Raw genomic sequence first — 17,908 nt, forward strand, 5'->3', positions numbered from 1 at the left:
TCATGCCGCAGGGAAAACCGGCCGTCGTGCCTGACGACGGCCTCACCACGCGCCAGCGGCGGACCCGGCCGCTGCTGATGGTCCACACCGGGCCCGGCAAGGGCAAGTCCACGGCCGCGTTCGGGATGGCGCTGCGCGCCTGGAACCAGGGCTGGCCGATCGGGGTGTTCCAGTTCGTGAAGTCGGCCAAGTGGCGCATCGGCGAGGAGCGGGCGCTCAAGGTGCTCGGCGAGAGCGGCGAGGGCGGGCCGGTGACCTGGCACAAGATGGGCGAGGGCTGGTCGTGGATCCAGCGGCCCGGCACCGAGGAGGACCACGCGGCCGACGCCCGCGAGGGCTGGGAGCAGATCAAGCGCGACCTGGCGGCCGAGACGTACCGGTTCTACGTGCTGGACGAGTTCACGTACCCGCTGAAGTGGGGCTGGCTGGACCTGGACGACGTGCTGGCGGCGCTGACGGCGCGGCCGGGCAACCAGCACGTCGTGATCACGGGGCGGGACGCGCCCGAGCGGCTGGTCGAGGCCGCCGACCTGGTGACGGAGATGGGCAAGGTGCGCCACCCCATGGACGCCGGGCAGAAGGGGCAGAAAGGCATCGAGTGGTAGTTCCCCGGCTCGTCATCGCGGCCCCGTCGTCGGGCAGCGGCAAGACGACGGTGGCCACGGGGCTGATGGCGGCGCTGCGGGCGCGCGGGCTCAGGGTGTCGCCCCACAAGGTGGGGCCCGACTACATCGATCCGGGCTACCACGCCCTCGCCACCGGCCGTCCCGGCCGCAACCTGGACCCGTGGCTCGTCGGCGAGCGGCTGGTCGCGCCGCTGTTCCTGCACGGCGCGGCCGGGTGCGACGTGGCGGTGGTCGAGGGCGTGATGGGCCTGTTCGACGGCAAGGGGGACACCGGCTTCGCCTCGACCGCGCACGTCGCGACGCTGCTGGACGCGCCCGTGGTGCTGGTGCTCGACGCGGCCAGGCAGAGCAGGTCGGTGGCGGCGGTGGCGCACGGGTTCGCCACGTTCGATCCGCGGGTGCGGGTGGGCGGGGTGGTGCTCAACCGGGTGGGCTCCGACCGGCACGAGGAGCTGTGCCGCTCAGCGCTGGCCGCCGCCGGGGTGCCGGTGCTGGGGGCGATCCGCCGCGACGACGCCGTGGCCACGCCGTCCCGGCACCTGGGGCTGGTGCCCGCCGCCGAGCGGAAGGCCGAGGCGCCGGCGGCGGTGGACCGGCTGGCCGCGCTGGTGGCCCGCTCGTGCGACCTGGACGCGCTGCTGCGGCTGGCCCGCTCGGCTCCCCCGCTGGGCGGGCCGGCCTGGGAGCCGCCGCCGGGCGCTCCTGGCGCGGCGGGCGGCCGGACGGTGGTCGCGATGGCCGGCGGGGCGGCGTTCACCTTCGGCTACGCCGAGCACGCCGAGCTGCTGCGGGCGGCCGGGGCCGAGGTCGCCGTCTTCGATCCGCTGCGCGACGAACGGCTGCCGGACGGCGCCGGCGCGCTCGTGATCGGCGGGGGCTTCCCCGAGATGTACGCCGCCGAACTGGCCGCCAACGAGCCGCTGCGCGAGCAGGTCGCCGCCTTCCCCGGCCCGATCGCGGCCGAGTGCGCGGGACTGCTGTACCTGTGCGACGAGCTGGACGGCCGGCGCATGTGCGGCCGGGTCCCCGGGCGGGCGCGGATGACGTCCCGCCTGACGCTCGGCTACCGGGACGCGCTCGCGCTGCGGCGCTCGCCGCTCACCAGGGCGGGCGAGCGGCTGCGCGGGCACGAGTTCCACCGCACCGCCGTCCGGTACACCGGCGAGCCGCTGTTCCGCTGGGACGGCGGCCACGACGGGTACGGCGACCGCGGCGTGACCGCGTCCTATCTGCACCTGCACTGGGCGGGCGCGCCGCACCTGGCTCAGCGGCTGGTGTCGTCCTCCAGGTCGCCCTCGGTCTTGAGATAGACCTCGCGCAGGCCGCGCAGGACCTCCGGGTCGGGGTGCTCCCACATGCCGCGCTCGGCGGCCTCCAGGAGGCGTTCGGCGATGCCGTGCAGCGCCCACGGGTTGGAGCGGGCCATGAACTCCTGGTTCTCGGGGTCGAGGACGTAGGTCTCGGTCAGCTTGTCGTACATCCAGTCGGCGACCACGCCGGTCGTGGCGTCGTAGCCGAACAGGTAGTCGACGGTGGCGGCCAGCTCGAACGCGCCCTTGTAGCCGTGCCGGCGCATGGCGGCCAGCCAGCGCGGGTTGACCACCCGCGCGCGGAAGATCCGCGAGGTCTCCTCCGACAGGGTGCGGGTGCGTACGGCGTCCGGGCGGGTGCTGTCGCCGACGTAGGCGGCCGGGGCTTTGCCGGTGAGCGCCCGCACGGTGGCGATCATGCCGCCGTGGTACTGGAAGTAGTCGTCGGAGTCGGCGATGTCGTGCTCGCGGGTGTCGACGTTCTTGGCGGCGACCGCGATGCGGCGGTAGGCGTCCTCCATCTGCGGGCGGGCGGCGACGCCGTCGAGGTCGCGGCCGTAGGCGTAGCCGCCCCACACGGCGTACACCTCGGCGAGATCGGCGTCGTCGCGCCAGTTGCGGCTGTCGATGAGCGGCAGCAGACCCGCCCCGTACGCGCCGGGCGCGGAGCCGAAGATCCGCATCGTCGCCAGGCGTTCGTCGCCGCCGGACGCGGCGACGTGGGCGCGTACGTAGTTGTCCTCGGCCGGCTCCTGGAGCGACGCGGCCAGCCGTACGGCGTCGTCGAGCATGCTCACCACGTGCGGGAACGCGTCGCGGAAGAACCCGCTGATGCGGACCGTCACGTCGATGCGCGGGCGGCCCAGCTCGGCGAGCGGGATCGGCTCCAGCCGGGTGACGCGGCGCGAGGCGTCGTCCCATTCGGGACGGACGCCGAGCAGGGCCAGGACCTCGGCGACGTCGTCGCCGGCCGTGCGCATGGCGCTGGTGCCCCACACCGACAGCCCGACCGAGCGCGGCCACTCGCCGGTGTCGGCGCGATAACGCGCCAGCAGGGACTCGGCCATGGCCTGGCCGGTCTCCCAGGCCAGGCGGCTCGGCACCGCGCGGGGATCGACGGAGTAGAAGTTACGGCCGGTCGGCAGCACGTTGACCAGGCCGCGCAGCGGCGAGCCGCTGGGCCCTGCGGGCACGTAGCCGCCGTCCAGGGCGTGCAGGACGTGGTCGAGCTCGTCGGTGGTGCGGGCCAGGCGCGGCACCATCTCGGTGGCGGCGAAGGCGAGCACCCGCGCCACCAGCTCCACCCGCTCCGGCGGCACGTCGTGCAGCGCCGCGCGGGCGACCGCGGACCTCACCTCCGGGGCACCGCCCGACGCCGTACGGGCGACCTCCGACCCCACCTCCGGCGCGCCCCCCAGCACCGCGCGGGCGACCTCGGGTGCCGACTCGGGCACCCAACCGCGTTCCTCCATGGCCTCGACCAGGGCGCGGGCGACCGACTCCGCCCGGTCCACCTCGCCCAGCCCCGCCGTGCCGTCCTCCGCCAGGCCGAGGGCCTCGCGCAGGCCGGGCAGGGTCTCCCGGCCCGCCCACATCTGACGGGCGCGCAGCATCGCCAGCACCAGGTCGACGCGTACCTGCCCGGTCGGCGCCTGGCCGAGCACGTGCAGGCCGTCGCGGATCTGGACGTCCTTCACCTCGCACAGCCAGCCGTCCACGTGCAGGATGAGGTCGTCGAACTCGCTGTCGTGCGGCCGGTCGGCCAGCCCCAGGTCGTGGTCCAGCCGCGCGGCCTGGATCAGCGTCCAGATCTGCGCCCGGATCGCGGGCAGCTTGGCCGGGTCCATCGCGGCGATCGTGGCGTGCTCGTCCAGCAGCTGCTCCAGCCGGGCGATGTCGCCGTAGGTGTCGGCGCGGGCCATCGGCGGCACCAGGTGGTCCACGAGCACGGCGTGCGCGCGCCGCTTGGCCTGCGTGCCCTCCCCCGGGTCGTTGACGAGGAACGGGTAGATCAGCGGCAGGTCGCCGATGGCGGCGTCGGTGGCGCAGGCCGCCGACAGGCCCGCCGACTTGCCCGGCAGCCACTCCAGGTTGCCGTGCTTGCCGACGTGCACCATGGCGTGCGCCCCGAACTCGGCCGACAGCCAGCGGTAGGCGGCCAGGTAGTGGTGGCTGGGCGGCAGGTCGGGGTCGTGGTAGATGGCGATGGGGTTCTCGCCGAAGCCGCGCGGCGGCTGCACCATCACCACCAGGTTGCCGGCCCGCAGCGCCGCCAGCACGATGTCGGTGCCGTTCTCGCCCTCGTGCACGAACAGCTCGCCCGGCGGCGGCCCCCAGTGCCGCTCGATCGCCTCCCGCAGCTCCGCGGGCAGGGTGCGGTACCACTGCTCGTAGGAGGCGGCTGAGATGCGGACCGGGTTGCCCGCCAGGTGCTCCTCGGTCAGCCAGTCCTGGTCCTGGCCGCCGGCGGCGATCAGCGCGTGGATGAGCGCGTCGCCGTCCTGCTCGGCCACGCCGGGGAAGCCGTCGCCCAGGTCGTAGCCGGCCTCGGCGAGCCGGGCCAGCAGCCGTACGGTGCTCGCGGGGGTGTCCAGCCCGACGGCGTTGCCGACGCGGGAGTGCTTGGTCGGGTACGCCGACAGCATCACCACCAGCCGCCGCGCGGCGGGCGGCGTGTGCCGCAGCAGGCCGTGGCGCACCGCGATGCCCGCCACCCGGGCGGCCCGTTCGGGGTCGGCGACGTAGACGGTCAGCCCGTCGGGGTCGATCTCCTTGAACGAGAACGGCACCGTGATGATCCGCCCGTCGAACTCGGGGATCGCCACCTGGGAGGCGGCGTCCAGCGGCGACAGGCCGTCGTCGTTCTCCTCCCACGCCTGGCGCGTGGTGGTGAGGCAGAGCCCCTGCAGGATCGGCACGTCGAGCCCGGCCAGCGCGCCGACGTCCCATGCCTCGTCGTCGCCGCCCGCGCCGGCGGTGGCCGGACGGGAGCCGCCCGCCGCCAGCACCGTGACGACCAGCGCGTCCGCCGCGCGCAGCGTGTCGAGCAGCTCCGGCTCGGCCGCGCGCAGGGACGAGCAGAAGATCGGCAGCGCCTGCCCGCCCGCGTCCTCGACGGCGGCGCACAGTGTCTCGACGAACGCGGTGTTGCCCGCCATGTGGTGCGCCCGGTAGTAGAGCACCCCGACCACGGGGCCGCCGGTGGAGCGGGCAGGGCGTTCCAGCCGTCCCCAGGTGGGCGCGGCGGCGGGCGGCTCGAACCCGTGCCCGGTCAGCAGGACGGTGTCGGACAGGAACCCGTGCAGCTGCGCCAGGTTGGCCGGCCCGCCGTGGGCCAGGTAGGCGTGCGCCTCGGCGCACACCCCGCCGCTGACCGTGGACAGCTCCATCAGCTCGGCGTCGGGCGCCTGCTCGCCGCCCAGCACCACGACGGGGCGCGGCCCGGCCAGCAGCGCGTCCAGCCCTTCCTCCCAGGCCCGGCGCCCGCCCAGCAGGCGCACCACGACGAGATCGGTCCCCTCCGTCAGGCCGGGCAGGTCCTCGGCGGTCAGCCGGGCCGGATTGCCCAGACGGTAGTCCGCGCCGCAGGCGCGGGCGCTCAGCAGGTCGGTGTCGGAGGTGGAGAGCAGCAGGACGGTACGGCTGTCGCCAGGCACGGCGCGTTCCTCCCTCGGGGTCCTCGCCCCGGTCGCGGGTGTTGCGACGGCAGGAGTCTCCTGGCTCCCGGATCGACGCTCACCCCGGCCTTCCCGCCCGTCGCCGGACAGTGGCCTTGTGGTGGGGTTCGCTCCCCGGTCACAGTGGCGGGACCGCGCCGGATTCGCACCGGCTTCCTCCCTTTGCCATCGCCTACGCCGAAGCTTACGGCAGGAGCGACCCGCCTCAGAAGTGGCGTTACGATCCCTTCGTGCCCGTAGGTGAATTTCCCGGACGTACGCGTCCCGATGCCTGTCCGGGGGCGCTGCAGGTGCACGAGGCCGCCGACGGCCCGCTCGCCCGCGTGCGCCTGCCCGGCGGCGCGGTGTCGGCCGCGCAGCTCCGCGTGCTCGCCGCCTGCGCGGCCGAGCTGGGGGCGGACGTGATCGAGCTCACGTCGCGGGCCAACGTCCAGGTGCGGGGCCTGCGATCGCCGGACGTCTTCGCCCGGCGGATCGCGACGGCCGGGCTGCTGCCGTCGCCCGCGCACGAGCGGGTCCGCAACATCGTGGCCTCACCGCTGAGCGGACGCGGCCCGGACGGGCTGGTGGACGTGCTGGCCATGGCCCACGCCCTCGACCTGGCCCTGTGCGCGCGGCCACGGCTGGCCGGCTTACCGGGACGCTTCCTGTTCGCCCTGGACGACGGCACGGGGGATGTGGCCGGGCTCGGCGCGGACGTCACGTACGCGGCGACGGCGCTCGGCACGGACACCTCGGATGCGACGCCGGCGCTCGGCGCGGGCGTCTCGGACGTCACGTATGCGGCGACGGCGCTCGGCGCGGACGTCTCGCACGCGGCGGCCGGGAGACTGCTCCTCGCCGGAACTGACACCGGACTGACCGCCGGGCCGGACGCGGCGATCGCGCTCATGATCGACGCCGCCGAGGCGTTCCTCGACGAGCTGCCCTCCGGCGATGACCGCGCCTGGCGCGTCCGCGAGCTGGACGACGGCCCGGCCCGAATCGCCGCCCGCCTGCGCGGCGGCGCGTACCAGCCCGTCCCGGACTCGGCCCGCCTGCCCGACGACGCGAACCAGCCCCTCTCGGCCCCGGCCCGCCCGAGCGGCGGCGCAAACCCGCCCGTCCCGGACCTGGCCCGCCTGGGCGGCGGCGCGAATCCTCCTGTTCTAGCCCCGGCCCGTCGGCTGCCCGGTCCCGACCGCCTCCCGTCGCCCCGTGCAGGCAGGCCAGCGGCGGGCCGGATGGTGCAGCGGGACGGGCGGGTGGCCGTCGAGGCCGTCGTGCCGCTTGGGCGGTTGACGTCCGGCCAGGCCCTGGCGCTCGCGGACACCGGTCACGCCGTGCGGTTGACGCCCTGGCGGACCGTCGTGCTGCCGGACCTCTCCCCCGCCGAGGCGGACCGGGCCGGGAAGGCGCTCGACGGCATGGGGCTCGTCACCGACCCTGATTCCCCCTGGGCCGGCGTCACCGCCTGCACCGGCCGTCCCGGCTGCGCCAAGGCCCTCGCCGACGTACGGGCGGACGCCCGGCGCTGGGTGGAGGGCCTGGACCGCGCCCCCGCCACCCCCGTCCACTGGGCGGGCTGCGAGCGCCGCTGCGGCCTGCCGCGCGGCCCGGTCGTCCAGCTGATCGCGACCACGAACGGATACGAGGAACGCCACCCTTGAGCGACTACATCCGCGACGGCGCCGAGATCTACCGGCGCTCGTTCGCGACCATCCGCGCCGAGACCGACCTCACGGGCCTGCCGCCCGAGGTGGCCCAGGTGGCGGTGCGCATGATCCACGCCTGCGGCATGACCGACCTCGTCGACGACCTGGCCTGGTCGCCCGGGGCGGTCGTCCGGGCCCGCGAGGCGCTGCGCGGCGGCGCGCCCGTGCTGTGCGACGCCATGATGGTCGCCTCGGGCGTGACCAGGCGCAGGCTGCCCGCCGGCAACGAGGTGCTCTGCACGCTGGGCGACCCGCGCGTGCCCGAGCTGGCCGAACGGCTCGGCACCACCCGCAGCGCCGCCGCCCTTGAGCTGTGGCGCGACCGCCTGGAGGGCGCGGTGGTGGCGATCGGCAACGCGCCGACCGCGCTGTTCCGCCTCCTGGAGCTGGTCGCCGAGGGGGCGGGATGCCCGGCGGCCGTGCTCGGCATCCCGGTCGGCTTCATCGGCGCGGCCGAGTCCAAGCAGGCGCTGGCCGGCAGCGACCTGGAGTACCTGGTGGTGCACGGCCGCCGCGGCGGCAGTGCCATGACGGCGGCGGCGGTCAACGCCATCGCGGATGAGACGGAGTAGACGACGTTGACAGGACGCCTGTACGGGGTCGGCCTCGGTCCCGGTGACCCCGAGCTGGTCACGGTCAAGACGGCCCGGCTGATCGGCGAGGCCGACGTGATCGCCTACCACGCCGCCCGGCACGGCCGCAGCATCGCCCGTTCGATCGCGCTGCCGTACATGCGGGAGGGTCAGGTCGAGGAGCTGCTGCTCTACCCGCTGACCACGGAGACCACCGACCACCCGGGCGGCTACCAGGGCGCGCTCGACGACTTCTACGCCGACTGCGCCGAGCGGCTGGCCGCGCACCTGGACGCGGGCCGGACGGTGGTGGTGCTGGCCGAGGGCGACCCGCTGTTCTACGGCTCCTACATGCACCTGCACAAGCGCCTCGCCCACCGCTACCCCACCGAGGTGGTGCCCGGCGTCACCTCGGTCAGCGCAGCCTCCGCCGTGCTGGGGCGTCCGCTGGTGGAGCGGGACGAGGTGCTGACCGTGCTGCCGGGCACGTTGCCCGCCCCCGTGCTGGCCGAGCGGCTGCGCGACACCGACTCCGCCGCCGTGCTCAAGCTGGGCCGCACCTTCGGCAAGGTGCGCGACGCGCTGGCCGAGGCGGGACGGCTCGACGACGCCTGGTACGTCGAGCGCGCCACCATGGGCGCCGAGCGGGTCGCGCCGCTCAAGGACGTGGACCCGGCCGGCGTCCCGTACTTCTCGCTGGCCCTGCTCGCGAGCCCGGCCGAGCGCACGTTCGTCCCGGAACGTCCGGCGGCGGAGGGGCGGGGCGAGGTGGTCGTGGTCGGGCTGGGCCCGGCCGGGCGGCCGTGGCTGACGCCGGAGGCGCAGGAGGCGCTGGCCGCCGCGACCGACCTTGTCGGCTACGGCCCGTACGTGGACCGCGTGGCCCCCAACCCGCGCCAGCGCCGCCACCGCACGGACAACCGGGTCGAGGCGGAGCGGGCCAGGCACGCGCTGGAGCTGGCCCGCGACGGGGCCCGCGTGGCGGTCGTGTCGTCCGGCGACCCGGGCGTGTTCGCCATGGCCAGCGCCGTGCTCGAGGCCGCCGCCGACTTTCCCGGCGTGCCGGTGCGGGTCGTCCCCGGGCTGACCGCCGCGCAGGCGGTGGCCGCCAGGGCGGGCGCGCCGCTCGGCCACGACTACTGCGTGCTGTCGCTGTCCGACCTGCTCAAGCCGTGGGAGGTGGTGGCCGGCCGGCTGAGCGCCGCCGCGCGGGCCGACCTGGTGCTGGCGATCTACAACCCGGCCTCGCGCAGCCGTACGTGGCAGCTCGGCGCCGCCCGTGACCTCTTGCTGGAGCACCGGACGCCGGACACCCCCGTGGTGATCGGCAGGGACGTCGGCGGCCCGGAGGAGAGCGTCACCGTCACGACGCTCGGCGAGCTGGACCCCGGCCAGGTGGACATGCGCTGTCTGCTGATCGTCGGCTCCTCCACGACCCGCGTCAACGACGGCGTCGTCTACACCCCTCGCCGCTACCCCTGAACCCAGGCCACCGCCGCCACCACGTTGTCCACCGTACGGACGCCCGGGGGCGGTGGCGGCCGGTCCACCATGATCACCGGCAGCCCGGCCTCGCGGGCCGCGACGAGCTTGGCCGTGGTCATCCGGCCGCCGCTGTCCTTGGTCACCAGCACGTCCAGGCGGTGCTCGCGGATGAGGGCGCGCTCGCCCTCCACGGTGTACGGTCCCCGGTCGAGCAGGACGTACGCGTTCGCGGGGACGGGCGGCTCGGGCGGGTCCACCGATCTGGCCAGCAGCCACACGCCCGGCAGTGGCGCGAAGATCGGCAGGCTGCGGCGGCCGGTGGTGAGGAAGACCCGCACCTCGCCGGGCGCCGGGGCCCCGGCCCTCCAGTCGCGGCTGACCAGCAGGTCGGCCGCCGCAGGCAACGAGCCGACCCGCAGCCAGTCGTCGCCCGGCCCTTCGCGCCAGCCCGGACGGCGCAGCGCCAGCAGCGGCACGCCGGTCGCCGCCGAGGCCGCCGCCGCCGAGGCCGTCATCCGCTCGGCGAACGGGTGCGTGGCGTCCACGAGCACGTCGATCCGTTCCCGCGTCAGCCAGGCGGCCAGCCCCTCCGCGCCGCCGAACCCGCCCTCGCGCACCTCGCCCACCGGCAGGCGCGGGTTGCTGACCCGCCCGGCCAGCGATGACACGACGTGCAGCGCGGGATCGGCGGCCAGCTCGGCGGCCAGCGCGCGAGCCTCGGCGGTGCCGCCCAGAATCAGGACCCGCCGCACGCCCGGTCCCCGCCCGCGCCGCCATCCCTGCCCGCGCCGCCGTCCTCGGCCGTGCCGCCATCGCTGGCCACGCCATCCCTGACCGCGCCACCGTCCCTGGCGGCGCCGCCATCCCTGCCCGGCCTGTCCCTCGCCGCGCTGTAGAGGTGGCTGCCGGGGAACTGTGTCGCCGCCAGCACCCGCCCCACGACGATCACCGCCGTCCGCCGGATCCCGGCCTCGTGGACCTGTCCGGCGATGTCGGCCAGCGTCCCGCGCAGGATCACCTCGTCGGCCCGGCTGGCCCGTGCCACGACCGCCACCGGGCAGTCCTCCCCGTAGGTCGGCACCAGCTCGGCCACCACCTCGTCGATCCGCTGCACGGCCAGGTGCAGCACCATCGTGGCGCGGCTCGCGCCGAGAGTGCCGAGGTCCTCGCCGTCCGGCATGGGCGTGGCGCGGGCGGAGGTACGCGTGAGGATGACCGTCTGCCCGACGCCGGGCACGGTCAGCTCGCGGCCGAGCGAGGCCGCCGCCGCCGCGAACGCCGGAACCCCCGGCACCACCTCGTACGGCACCCCGAGCGCGTCCAGCCTGCGCATCTGCTCGGCCACGGCGCTGAACACCGAAGGGTCGCCCGAGTGCAGCCGCGTCACGTCGAGCCCGTCGCGGTGCGCGGCGGCCAGCTCGGCGATGATCTCGTCGAGCGTCAGATCGGCCGTGTCCACCAGCCTCGCCCCCGGCGGGCAGGCGTCGAGCAGCTCCCGTGGCACCAGCGACCCGGCGTACAGGCAGACCGGCGACGACTCCAGCCGCCGCAGGCCGCGCAGCGTGATCAGGTCGGCGGCGCCGGGACCGGCTCCGACGAAGTACACGGTCACGGTGAGTCCTTCCTCGTGATCGACCACACGGTCACCGGCATGGCCGCCCGCCAGCCGGTGAACCCGCCCACCGGCGCGGCCCGCTGGACGCCGAGCCGCACCAGGTCGCCGCCGAGCCTGCCGTACCAGTGCGCGAGCACGGCCTCGGACTCCAGGGTGACGGCGTTGACGACCAGCCGGCCGCCGGGCCGCAGCGCCGACCAGCACCGTTCCAGCAGGCCGGGCGCGGTCGCGCCGCCGCCGACGAACACCGCGTCCGGCGCGGGCAGCCCGTCCAGCGCCCCGGGCGCCCTGCCCTCCACGACGCGCAGCGACGGCACGCCCAGCCGCTCGGCGTTGCGGCGTACGGCGGCGGCCCGGTCGGGCCTGCTCTCGATCGCGACGGCCGCGCACGACGGGTGGCTGCGCATCCATTCGACGGCGATGCTGCCCGCGCCCGCGCCGACGTCCCACAGCAGCTCGCCCGGCATCGGGGCCAGGCGGGACAGGCTGACGGCGCGGACCTCCCGTTTGGTGAGCTGCCCGTCGTGCTCGTACGCGCCGTCCGGCAGCCCGGGCACCCGGCTCAGCGGCTCCGCGTCCGGGGCCGGGGCGCACTCGACGGCGATCACGTGCAGCGGGGACACCTCGGCGGCCCTCCAGCCCTCCGCCGTGCCCCGCAGCTCGGACTCCTGCCGCGCGCCCAGGTCCGACAGCACCGTCATCGCGCTGGGGCCGTACCCGTGGCTGACAAGCAGTTCCGCGACCACGGACGGGGAGTCGGGCCGCGCGCCGAGCACGACGACCCGGCGGCCGGGCGCGAGCGCGGCGGCGAGCGCCGCGGGCGGGCGGCCGACCAGGCTGACGACCTCCACCCGCTCGACCGGCCAGCCGAGCCGGGCGCAGGCCAGCGACAGGGACGACACGTGCGGCAGCACCCGTACGCGCTCCGCCCCGAGCAGCCGCACCAGCGTCGAGCCGATGCCGTGGAACATGGGGTCGCCGCTGGCCAGCACGCACACCTCGCGGCCGGCGTACCGGTCGAGGAGCGCGGGCAGCGCGGGCAGCAGCGGGGACGGCCAGGCCACCCGTTCGGCCTCCGAGCCGGGGACGAGGTCGAGCTGCCGCGGGCCGCCCATGAGCACGCCGGCCGCCTCCACCGCCCGCCGCGAGGCCGGAGCCAGCCCGTCCCAGCCGTCGGCGCCGATCCCGACGACCGTGATCACACGTTGCCCAGCACGCGCGTCACCTGGATCTCCACGACCACCCGCGACGGGTTGACCCGGGGCGGCTTGTACCGGGCGGCGTAGCGGCGCTCCGCCTCGGCCACCTGCTCCGGCTCGGTCCGCACGACGGCCAGCCCCTCCAGCGTCGACCAGCGGCGGCCGTCCACCTGGCACAGCGCGACCGGCGCGCCCGCCGGGCCGATCAGCCTGGCCTTGTACGAGGTGCCCGAGGTGATCACCCTGGCGATCCCGGCGGCCAGGTCCAGCGTCGCGCCCACCGGCACGACGTGCGGCGGACGGCCGTCGGGGCGGGCGGTGGCGAGCGTGCACAGGTGCCGCTCCTGCCAGAAGGCGGCGAAGGCGTCGCCCTGCTCAGCCAGGTTCACGATTCTCCTCTACGCGATGTGCGCTGGATATCGTATATCTGCCCATCTGGCAGACTTTGCCGGATGAAGCGGCTCCTCGTCATCGGGATCGGCGCGGGCGACCCCGACCATCTCACCCTCCAGGCGGTCAAGGCCATCGCCGCCACGGACGTGTTCTTCGTCGTCGACAAGGGCGAGGTCAAGCACGAGCTGGTCCAGCTCCGCCTCGACTTCATCGCCGAGCACGGCCGGAAGCCGTACCGGATCGCCGAGGCCCGCGACCCGGAGCGCGACCGCGACTCCCCCGCCTACACCGCCGCCGTCGAGGACTGGCGCTCGCGCCGCGCGCTCGCCTGCGAGGCGCTCATCCGCGACGAGCTGGCCGACGGCGAGACCGGCGCGTTCCTGGTGTGGGGCGACCCGGCCGTCTACGACAGCACGCTCGCCATCCTCGACGAGATCCTCCAGCGCGGGAACGTCGCCTTCGACGTCGAGGTCGTCCCCGGCATCAGCAGCGTGGCCGCGCTCACCGCCCGCCACCGCGTCGGCCTCACCCAGGTCGGCCGGCCCACCCACCTCACCACGGGCCGCCGCCTGGCCGAGCACGGCCCCACCGCCGACGACGTGGTGGTCATGCTCGACGCCCACTGCTCGTTCGCGGGGCTCGACGACTTCCACATCTACTGGGGCGCCTACCTCGGCACGCCGGACGAGATCCTGGTGTCGGGGCCGGTGTCCGAGGTCGGCGACCGCATCCGCGAGCTGCGCGCCGAGGCCCGCGCCCGCAAGGGCTGGATCATGGACACCTACCTGCTGCGCCGCACGCCGGGGCCGTTCACGAAGCCGGCTGGCGGGGCAGGCCGGGCGGGTTGATCCGCGACTCCGGGACGGCCTCGTTGGCCAGCCCCCACCGCTCCAGCACCTGCTGGTACGTGCCGTTCCGGATGACGGTGTTCAGCGCCTCGTTGAGGGGCTGCACCAGGCCGTTGCCCTTCTTGGTCATGGCGGCGATGAGTCCCTGCAGGTCCGGCCCCGCCCCCGAGAACGTGCCCACGATGCGCGAGCCGCCGCTGACGGCGATGTTGTAGGCGATGTTCGGGTTGGGGCCGAAGTACGCCTGCACGCGGCCCGACTTCAGGGCGAGCAGCACGTCGCCGTACCTCTCGTAGTAGAGGATCTCGACCGGCTCGCGGCCGGCGGCGCGGTTCTGCTTGTCCCAGTCGAGCAGGATCTTCTCCTGGTTGGTGCCGGCGCCGACCGACACGCGCAGCCCGGCGATGTCGGCGGGCCCCTTGATCGCCTTGACGGGGCTGTTGTCGGGCACCTGCCAGGCGAGCTGGTCGATGCGGTAGGTGGCGAAGTCGTAGGTGTCCTTGCGTTCCTCGGTGACGGTGACGTTGCTGAAGACGGCCTCGTACTTGCTGGACTTGGCGGCCAGGAACAGGTTCTCCCAGGAGCTGGACTGCGGGGTGAACTCCAGGCCCAGCACGTCGGCGACGAGCTGGGCGAGGTCGGTCTCGACGCCGATGAGGGTGGTGTCGTCGGTGGCCGGGGACACCAGCGGGGGCGCGCCGCCGGCGCTGAAGCCGACGGTGAGCTTGCCGTCGGCGGCGATCTCCTTCGGCACCTTGGCGGCGGTGGCCGCGACCTTCGCGGTCCGCACCCGGTTCTGCTCCGGGCTCAGGTTGATCTTCTTGCCGGCGACCACGGGGGCGGAGGAGGCCGGCGCGTCGAGTGCCGGTTCGGCGCCGCAGGCGGCGAGGACGGCGAGGACGGAGGCGGCGAGGAGGAGGGGCAGGGGCGAAGCGCGCATGTCTGTCGTCCTTGGGGTGTCAGAGGACCTTGGCGAGGAAGGCGCGGGTGCGCTCGTGCACGGGGGCGTCGAGGACCTGGGCGGGCGGGCCGAGCTCGACGACGCGGCCGGCGTCCATGAACGCCACCGCGTCGGCCGCCTCGCGGGCGAACCCGATCTCGTGGGTGACCACGATCATGGTGGTGCCGGCGCGGGCGAGGTCCCTGATGACGTCGAGCACCTCGCCCACCAGCTCGGGGTCGAGCGCGGAGGTCGGCTCGTCGAACAGCAGCAGCTTGGGTTCGAGGGCGAGCGCGCGGGCGATGGCGACGCGCTGCTGCTGCCCGCCCGACAGGGTGCGCGGGTAGGCGTCGGCCTTGCCGGCCAGGCCGACGCGGGCCAGCAGCCGCTCGGCCAGCGGCTCGACCTCGGCGCGCGGCCTGCGCTGCGCCGACAGGGGCGCCTCGGTGACGTTCTGCCGGACCGTGAGGTGCGGGAACAGGTTGAAGGACTGGAAGACGAAGCCGATCTGGGTGCGCTGGCGCAGCACCTCGCGTTCGGGCAGCTCGTGCAGGCGGTCGCCGGCCTGCCGGTAGCCGAGCAGCCGCCCGTCCACCCGCACCGAGCCGCGGTCGACCTTCTCCAGGTGGTTGATCACGCGCAGCAGGGTGGACTTGCCGGACCCGGACGGTCCCAGGACGACCAGCACCTGGCCGTGGGCCACGTCGAGGTCCACGCCGCGCAGCACGTGCAGCGGGCCGAAGCTCTTGTGGACGCCGCGCAGCTCGACCATCGCGTTCATGCGCGCCCCTTGCCGTAGTGCCGTTCCACGTAGTGCTGGACGATCGACAGGGCGGTGGTCAGGACCAGGTACCAGACGGCCGCGACCAGCAGCAGCGCCATCACCCGGCCGTTGCGGTTGTAGATCACCTGGACCTGGTAGAACAGCTCGGGCAGCGCCATGATGTAGACGACCGAGGTGCCCTTGACCAGGCCGATGATCTCGTTGCCGGCGTTGGGGACGATCGTCCGCATGGCCTGCGGCAGGATGATCCGGAACAGCCGCCGCGCCGGGGGCAGCCCGAGGGCCGCGGCCGCCTCCCGCTGCCCGTGGTCCACCGACAGCAGCCCGCCGCGGACGATCTCGGCGGCGTAGGCGGCCTGGTGCAGCGCCAGCCCGAGCACCGCCGCCGTCAGCGGGCTGATCAGGTCCATCGTGCCGAAGTCGAAGAACGCCGGGCCGAACGGCACCCCGACCGACAGCCGCGGGTAGAGCAGCGCCAGGTTGTACCAGAACAGCAGTTGCAGGATGAGCGGCACCGACCGGAACAGCCACACGTAGCCGAAGGCCACCGACGACAGCAGCCGGTTGGGCGACAGGCGCATCAGCGCCAGCACGGTGCCGAGGGCGAAGCCGAGCCCGATGCCGAGCGCGGTCAGCTCCAGCGTGAGCAGCACCGAGCGCACCACCGACGGCGCGAACAAATACTGCCCGACCACCTCCCACTCCCAGGCGGGGTTGGTGATCAGGGCGCTGGCGGCCATGGCCAGCACCACGAGCACGCCGGCCGCGGCCAGCCAGCGCAGCGGGCGGCGGGCGGTCACCACCTCCAGCGGCCGGTCCGCCTCCTGCTGGACGGGGGCCTGGACCTCGGGCAACGTCATGAGCCGCCCCCGTTCCGGCCGTGCGCGGGAACCCGTACGGTGCGGAACTCGGTGGTGCGGCGCAGGCGGAAGCCGAGCCGCTCGTACAGGCCGATCGCGTGCGTGTTGGCGGCGGAGGCGTGCAGGAACGGCGTCTCGCCGCGATCGCGGATGCCGGCGGCGACCGCGAGCACCAGCCGGGTCGCCAGCCCCCGTCCCTGGTGGGCCGGATCGGTGCAGACGGCGCTGATCTCGGTCCAGCCCGGCGGGTGCAGCCGCTCCCCCGCCATGGCCACCAGCGCGCCGCCGTGCCGGATGCCGAGGTAGACGCCGAGCTCGACGGTACGCGGCCGGAACGGGCCCGGCCTGGTCCGCGCGACGAGGTCGAGCATCTCGGGCACGTCCGCCGCCCCCAGCCGTACCACATCGGGGTCGTGCTTCCCCGCGACGTGCTCGCCGGTGAGCTGGACGCCGGGAATGCTCGCCGCCTCCTCCCAGCCCGGCGGCGGCGCCGGCGCCGCGCCGGTCAGCGGCACGTCGCCGCCCTCGCCCGCCAGCGCCGCCGCGTCCTGCCAGTCGGCGGGGCCCGGGTCGTGCGGCATCGACAGGAACGGGGCCACGTCGAGGGGGTAGCGCAGCACCCGGCCGCGCCGCTCCGCGAGGTGCGCGTGCGCCCCGAGCAGCGAGGCCCGCACCGGGTCGTCCAGCGGGTCGAAGCCGGCGACCGGCAGGGGCGGGATCGATAAGGGACGGGACTCCACATGCATGAGCCGGGGCCTTTCTCACGTCCGTCAGCCGCCATCAGCTCAACACAAAGCCCTAAAACCGTCAAGCCCTACTTGTTTAGTTGGTTTTTGGCATAACCTACTATCTTGATAGGTAATGTTGAGGAGAGAGGAAGGGCCATGCCCCTGCCCACGCGACCTCTGCGCAAGCTGGGTTTCCTGACCATCGGGCTGTTCGACGGGGACGACCCGCGTCCGGGACACGAGTCGACGTTGCGGATCATCGAGCTGGGTGAGCGGCTCGGCTTCGACAGCGCGTGGGTGCGGCACCGCCACCTGCAGTACGGCATCTCCTCCCCGATCGCGGTCCTGGCGGCGGCCTCCCAGCGCACCACCCGCATCGAGCTGGGCACGGCGGTCATCCCCCTCGGCTGGGAGAACCCGCTGCGGCTGGCCGAGGACCTGGCCACCGTGGACATCCTGTCCGGCGGCCGGCTCAACCCCGGCGTCAGCGTCGGCCCGCCGCTCCACTACGACCAGATCAAGGACGCGCTCCACCCCGGCACCGCCGACCTTCAGGACTTCAGCCACGAACGGGTGCGGCGGCTGCTGTCCTACGTACGCGGCGAGCCGGCCACCGCCTTCAGCGGGGCGGAGGGCTTCGAGGTCTTCTCCGACCGGGTGCAGCCCCACTCGCCCGGCCTGGGCGCCCGCATGTGGTACGGCGGCGCCAGCCTGCGCTCGGCCCGATGGGCGGGCGAGCACGGCATGAACTTCCTGACCAGCAGCGTGGTGAAGGCGGAGGAGTCGGAGGACTTCGAGCGGATCCAGCTCTCGCACGTACGGGAGTTCCGTGCCCGTCATCCGGACGGCGAGCGGGCCCGCGTCTCGCAGGGGCTGGTCGTCATCCCGACGGACTCGGCCACACTGGAGCAGCGGGCCAAGTACAAGGAGTACGCCGGCAAGCGTCTGCCCCGCACCGCCACGCCGCAAGGCCCGGCCCGCATGATGTTCGCGCCCGACCTCGTCGGCAGCTCCGCCGAGATCGCCGAGCAACTGTACGCGCACGCCGCCTTCCAGGAGATCGACGAGGTGGCGTTCGCGCTGCCGTTCACCTTCGACCACGAGGACTACGTGCAGATCCTCACCGACATCGCCACCCGGCTGGGGCCCGAGCTCGGCTGGCGCCCCGCCTGACCGC

The 17,908-nt window shown here is 74.7% G+C and carries 15 protein-coding genes, 1 pseudogene and 1 riboswitch; of the genes and pseudogenes, 7 read left to right on the forward strand and 9 right to left on the reverse strand.

Annotated features, from left to right (window positions below; all coding sequences use genetic code 11):
• Positions 1 to 2: 2 nt before the first annotated feature.
• Together cobO and ACBR40_RS06210 are read left to right on the forward strand one after the other, a co-directional pair.
• A complete protein-coding gene (gene cobO / locus ACBR40_RS06205) occupies positions 3 to 605 on the forward strand; it encodes a cob(I)yrinic acid a,c-diamide adenosyltransferase (RefSeq protein ID WP_371247813.1) in 603 nt (200 codons plus the stop codon).
• Positions 599 to 1,936 (forward strand): cobyrinate a,c-diamide synthase, encoded by a 1,338-nt coding sequence (locus ACBR40_RS06210; protein WP_371247814.1) that lies wholly within the window; start codon positions 599 to 601, stop codon positions 1,934 to 1,936. The genes cobO and ACBR40_RS06210 overlap by 7 nt, the downstream gene beginning before the upstream one ends.
• On the opposite strand, the gene cobN is transcribed toward ACBR40_RS06210, so the two are convergent.
• Positions 1,891 to 5,592: a cobaltochelatase subunit CobN gene (gene cobN, locus ACBR40_RS06215; RefSeq protein WP_371247815.1), complete on the reverse strand. Its 3,702-nt coding sequence runs from the start codon at positions 5,590 to 5,592 to the stop codon at positions 1,891 to 1,893. The genes ACBR40_RS06210 and cobN overlap by 46 nt on opposite strands.
• 33 nt (positions 5,593 to 5,625) lie before the next feature.
• A riboswitch (cobalamin riboswitch) is annotated at positions 5,626 to 5,833 on the reverse strand.
• A 10-nt stretch (positions 5,834 to 5,843) separates the two neighbouring features.
• Here cobN and cobG point away from each other — a divergent pair.
• Genes cobG through cobJ form a run of 3 tightly spaced genes read left to right on the forward strand, consistent with a single transcriptional unit; the run spans position 5,844 to position 9,361 of the window.
• Positions 5,844 to 7,262, forward strand: coding sequence for a precorrin-3B synthase (gene cobG / locus ACBR40_RS06220; protein ID WP_371247816.1), 1,419 nt, complete (start codon positions 5,844 to 5,846; stop codon positions 7,260 to 7,262).
• Complete coding sequence (locus ACBR40_RS06225) at positions 7,259 to 7,879, forward strand: precorrin-8X methylmutase (RefSeq protein ID WP_371247817.1); 621 nt, start codon at positions 7,259 to 7,261, stop codon at positions 7,877 to 7,879. Before cobG ends, ACBR40_RS06225 begins: the two co-directional genes overlap by 4 nt.
• A gap of 6 nt (positions 7,880 to 7,885) precedes the next feature.
• Entirely contained in the window at positions 7,886 to 9,361 is a 1,476-nt protein-coding gene (gene cobJ, locus ACBR40_RS06230) for a precorrin-3B C(17)-methyltransferase (RefSeq protein ID WP_371247818.1), read from the forward strand.
• On the opposite strand, the gene ACBR40_RS06235 is transcribed toward cobJ, so the two are convergent.
• From ACBR40_RS06235 to ACBR40_RS06250, 4 genes and pseudogenes are all read right to left on the reverse strand, one after another.
• Positions 9,352 to 10,116, reverse strand: a complete 765-nt coding sequence (locus ACBR40_RS06235; RefSeq protein WP_371247819.1) for a cobalt-precorrin-6A reductase — start codon at positions 10,114 to 10,116, stop codon at positions 9,352 to 9,354. The genes cobJ and ACBR40_RS06235 overlap by 10 nt on opposite strands.
• Before the next feature lie 122 nt (positions 10,117 to 10,238).
• A pseudogene (gene cobM, locus ACBR40_RS06240) lies at positions 10,239 to 10,976 on the reverse strand (precorrin-4 C(11)-methyltransferase); the annotation flags it as partial.
• On the reverse strand, positions 10,973 to 12,181 hold the full coding sequence (gene cbiE / locus ACBR40_RS06245; RefSeq protein WP_371247821.1) for a precorrin-6y C5,15-methyltransferase (decarboxylating) subunit CbiE: 1,209 nt from the start codon (positions 12,179 to 12,181) through the stop codon (positions 10,973 to 10,975). The pseudogene cobM and the gene cbiE, both read right to left, overlap by 4 nt.
• Entirely contained in the window at positions 12,178 to 12,567 is a 390-nt protein-coding gene (locus ACBR40_RS06250) for a pyridoxamine 5'-phosphate oxidase family protein (RefSeq protein ID WP_344207806.1), read from the reverse strand. Before ACBR40_RS06250 ends, cbiE begins: the two co-directional genes overlap by 4 nt.
• 63 nt (positions 12,568 to 12,630) lie before the next feature.
• Here ACBR40_RS06250 and cobF point away from each other — a divergent pair, with 63 nt between their 5' ends.
• A complete protein-coding gene (gene cobF / locus ACBR40_RS06255; RefSeq protein ID WP_371247822.1) occupies positions 12,631 to 13,419 on the forward strand; it encodes a precorrin-6A synthase (deacetylating) in 789 nt (262 codons plus the stop codon).
• On the opposite strand, the gene ACBR40_RS06260 is transcribed toward cobF, so the two are convergent.
• Genes ACBR40_RS06260 through ACBR40_RS06275 form a run of 4 tightly spaced genes read right to left on the reverse strand, consistent with a single transcriptional unit; the run spans position 13,382 to position 16,749 of the window.
• Positions 13,382 to 14,359: an ABC transporter substrate-binding protein gene (locus tag ACBR40_RS06260; RefSeq protein WP_371247823.1), complete on the reverse strand. Its 978-nt coding sequence runs from the start codon at positions 14,357 to 14,359 to the stop codon at positions 13,382 to 13,384. The two genes, cobF and ACBR40_RS06260, sit on opposite strands and share 38 nt — an antisense overlap.
• Before the next feature lie 19 nt (positions 14,360 to 14,378).
• Complete coding sequence (locus ACBR40_RS06265; RefSeq protein ID WP_344207803.1) at positions 14,379 to 15,140, reverse strand: amino acid ABC transporter ATP-binding protein; 762 nt, start codon at positions 15,138 to 15,140, stop codon at positions 14,379 to 14,381.
• Positions 15,137 to 16,003, reverse strand: a complete 867-nt coding sequence (locus ACBR40_RS06270; RefSeq protein WP_371247824.1) for an amino acid ABC transporter permease — start codon at positions 16,001 to 16,003, stop codon at positions 15,137 to 15,139. The genes ACBR40_RS06265 and ACBR40_RS06270 overlap by 4 nt, the downstream gene beginning before the upstream one ends.
• The gene (locus ACBR40_RS06275; RefSeq protein WP_371247825.1) at positions 16,000 to 16,749 is read right to left on the reverse strand and encodes a GNAT family N-acetyltransferase; all 750 of its coding nucleotides are present in this window, start codon (positions 16,747 to 16,749) and stop codon (positions 16,000 to 16,002) included. Before ACBR40_RS06275 ends, ACBR40_RS06270 begins: the two co-directional genes overlap by 4 nt.
• Before the next feature lie 138 nt (positions 16,750 to 16,887).
• On the opposite strand from ACBR40_RS06275, the gene ACBR40_RS06280 reads away from it, so the two are divergent.
• Positions 16,888 to 17,904, forward strand: coding sequence for an LLM class flavin-dependent oxidoreductase (locus ACBR40_RS06280; RefSeq protein WP_371247826.1), 1,017 nt, complete (start codon positions 16,888 to 16,890; stop codon positions 17,902 to 17,904).
• Positions 17,905 to 17,908: the final 4 nt, after the last annotated feature.

Source organism: Nonomuraea sp. AD125B (genome assembly GCF_041402765.1).
Lineage (GTDB): Bacteria > Actinomycetota > Actinomycetes > Streptosporangiales > Streptosporangiaceae > Nonomuraea > Nonomuraea bangladeshensis.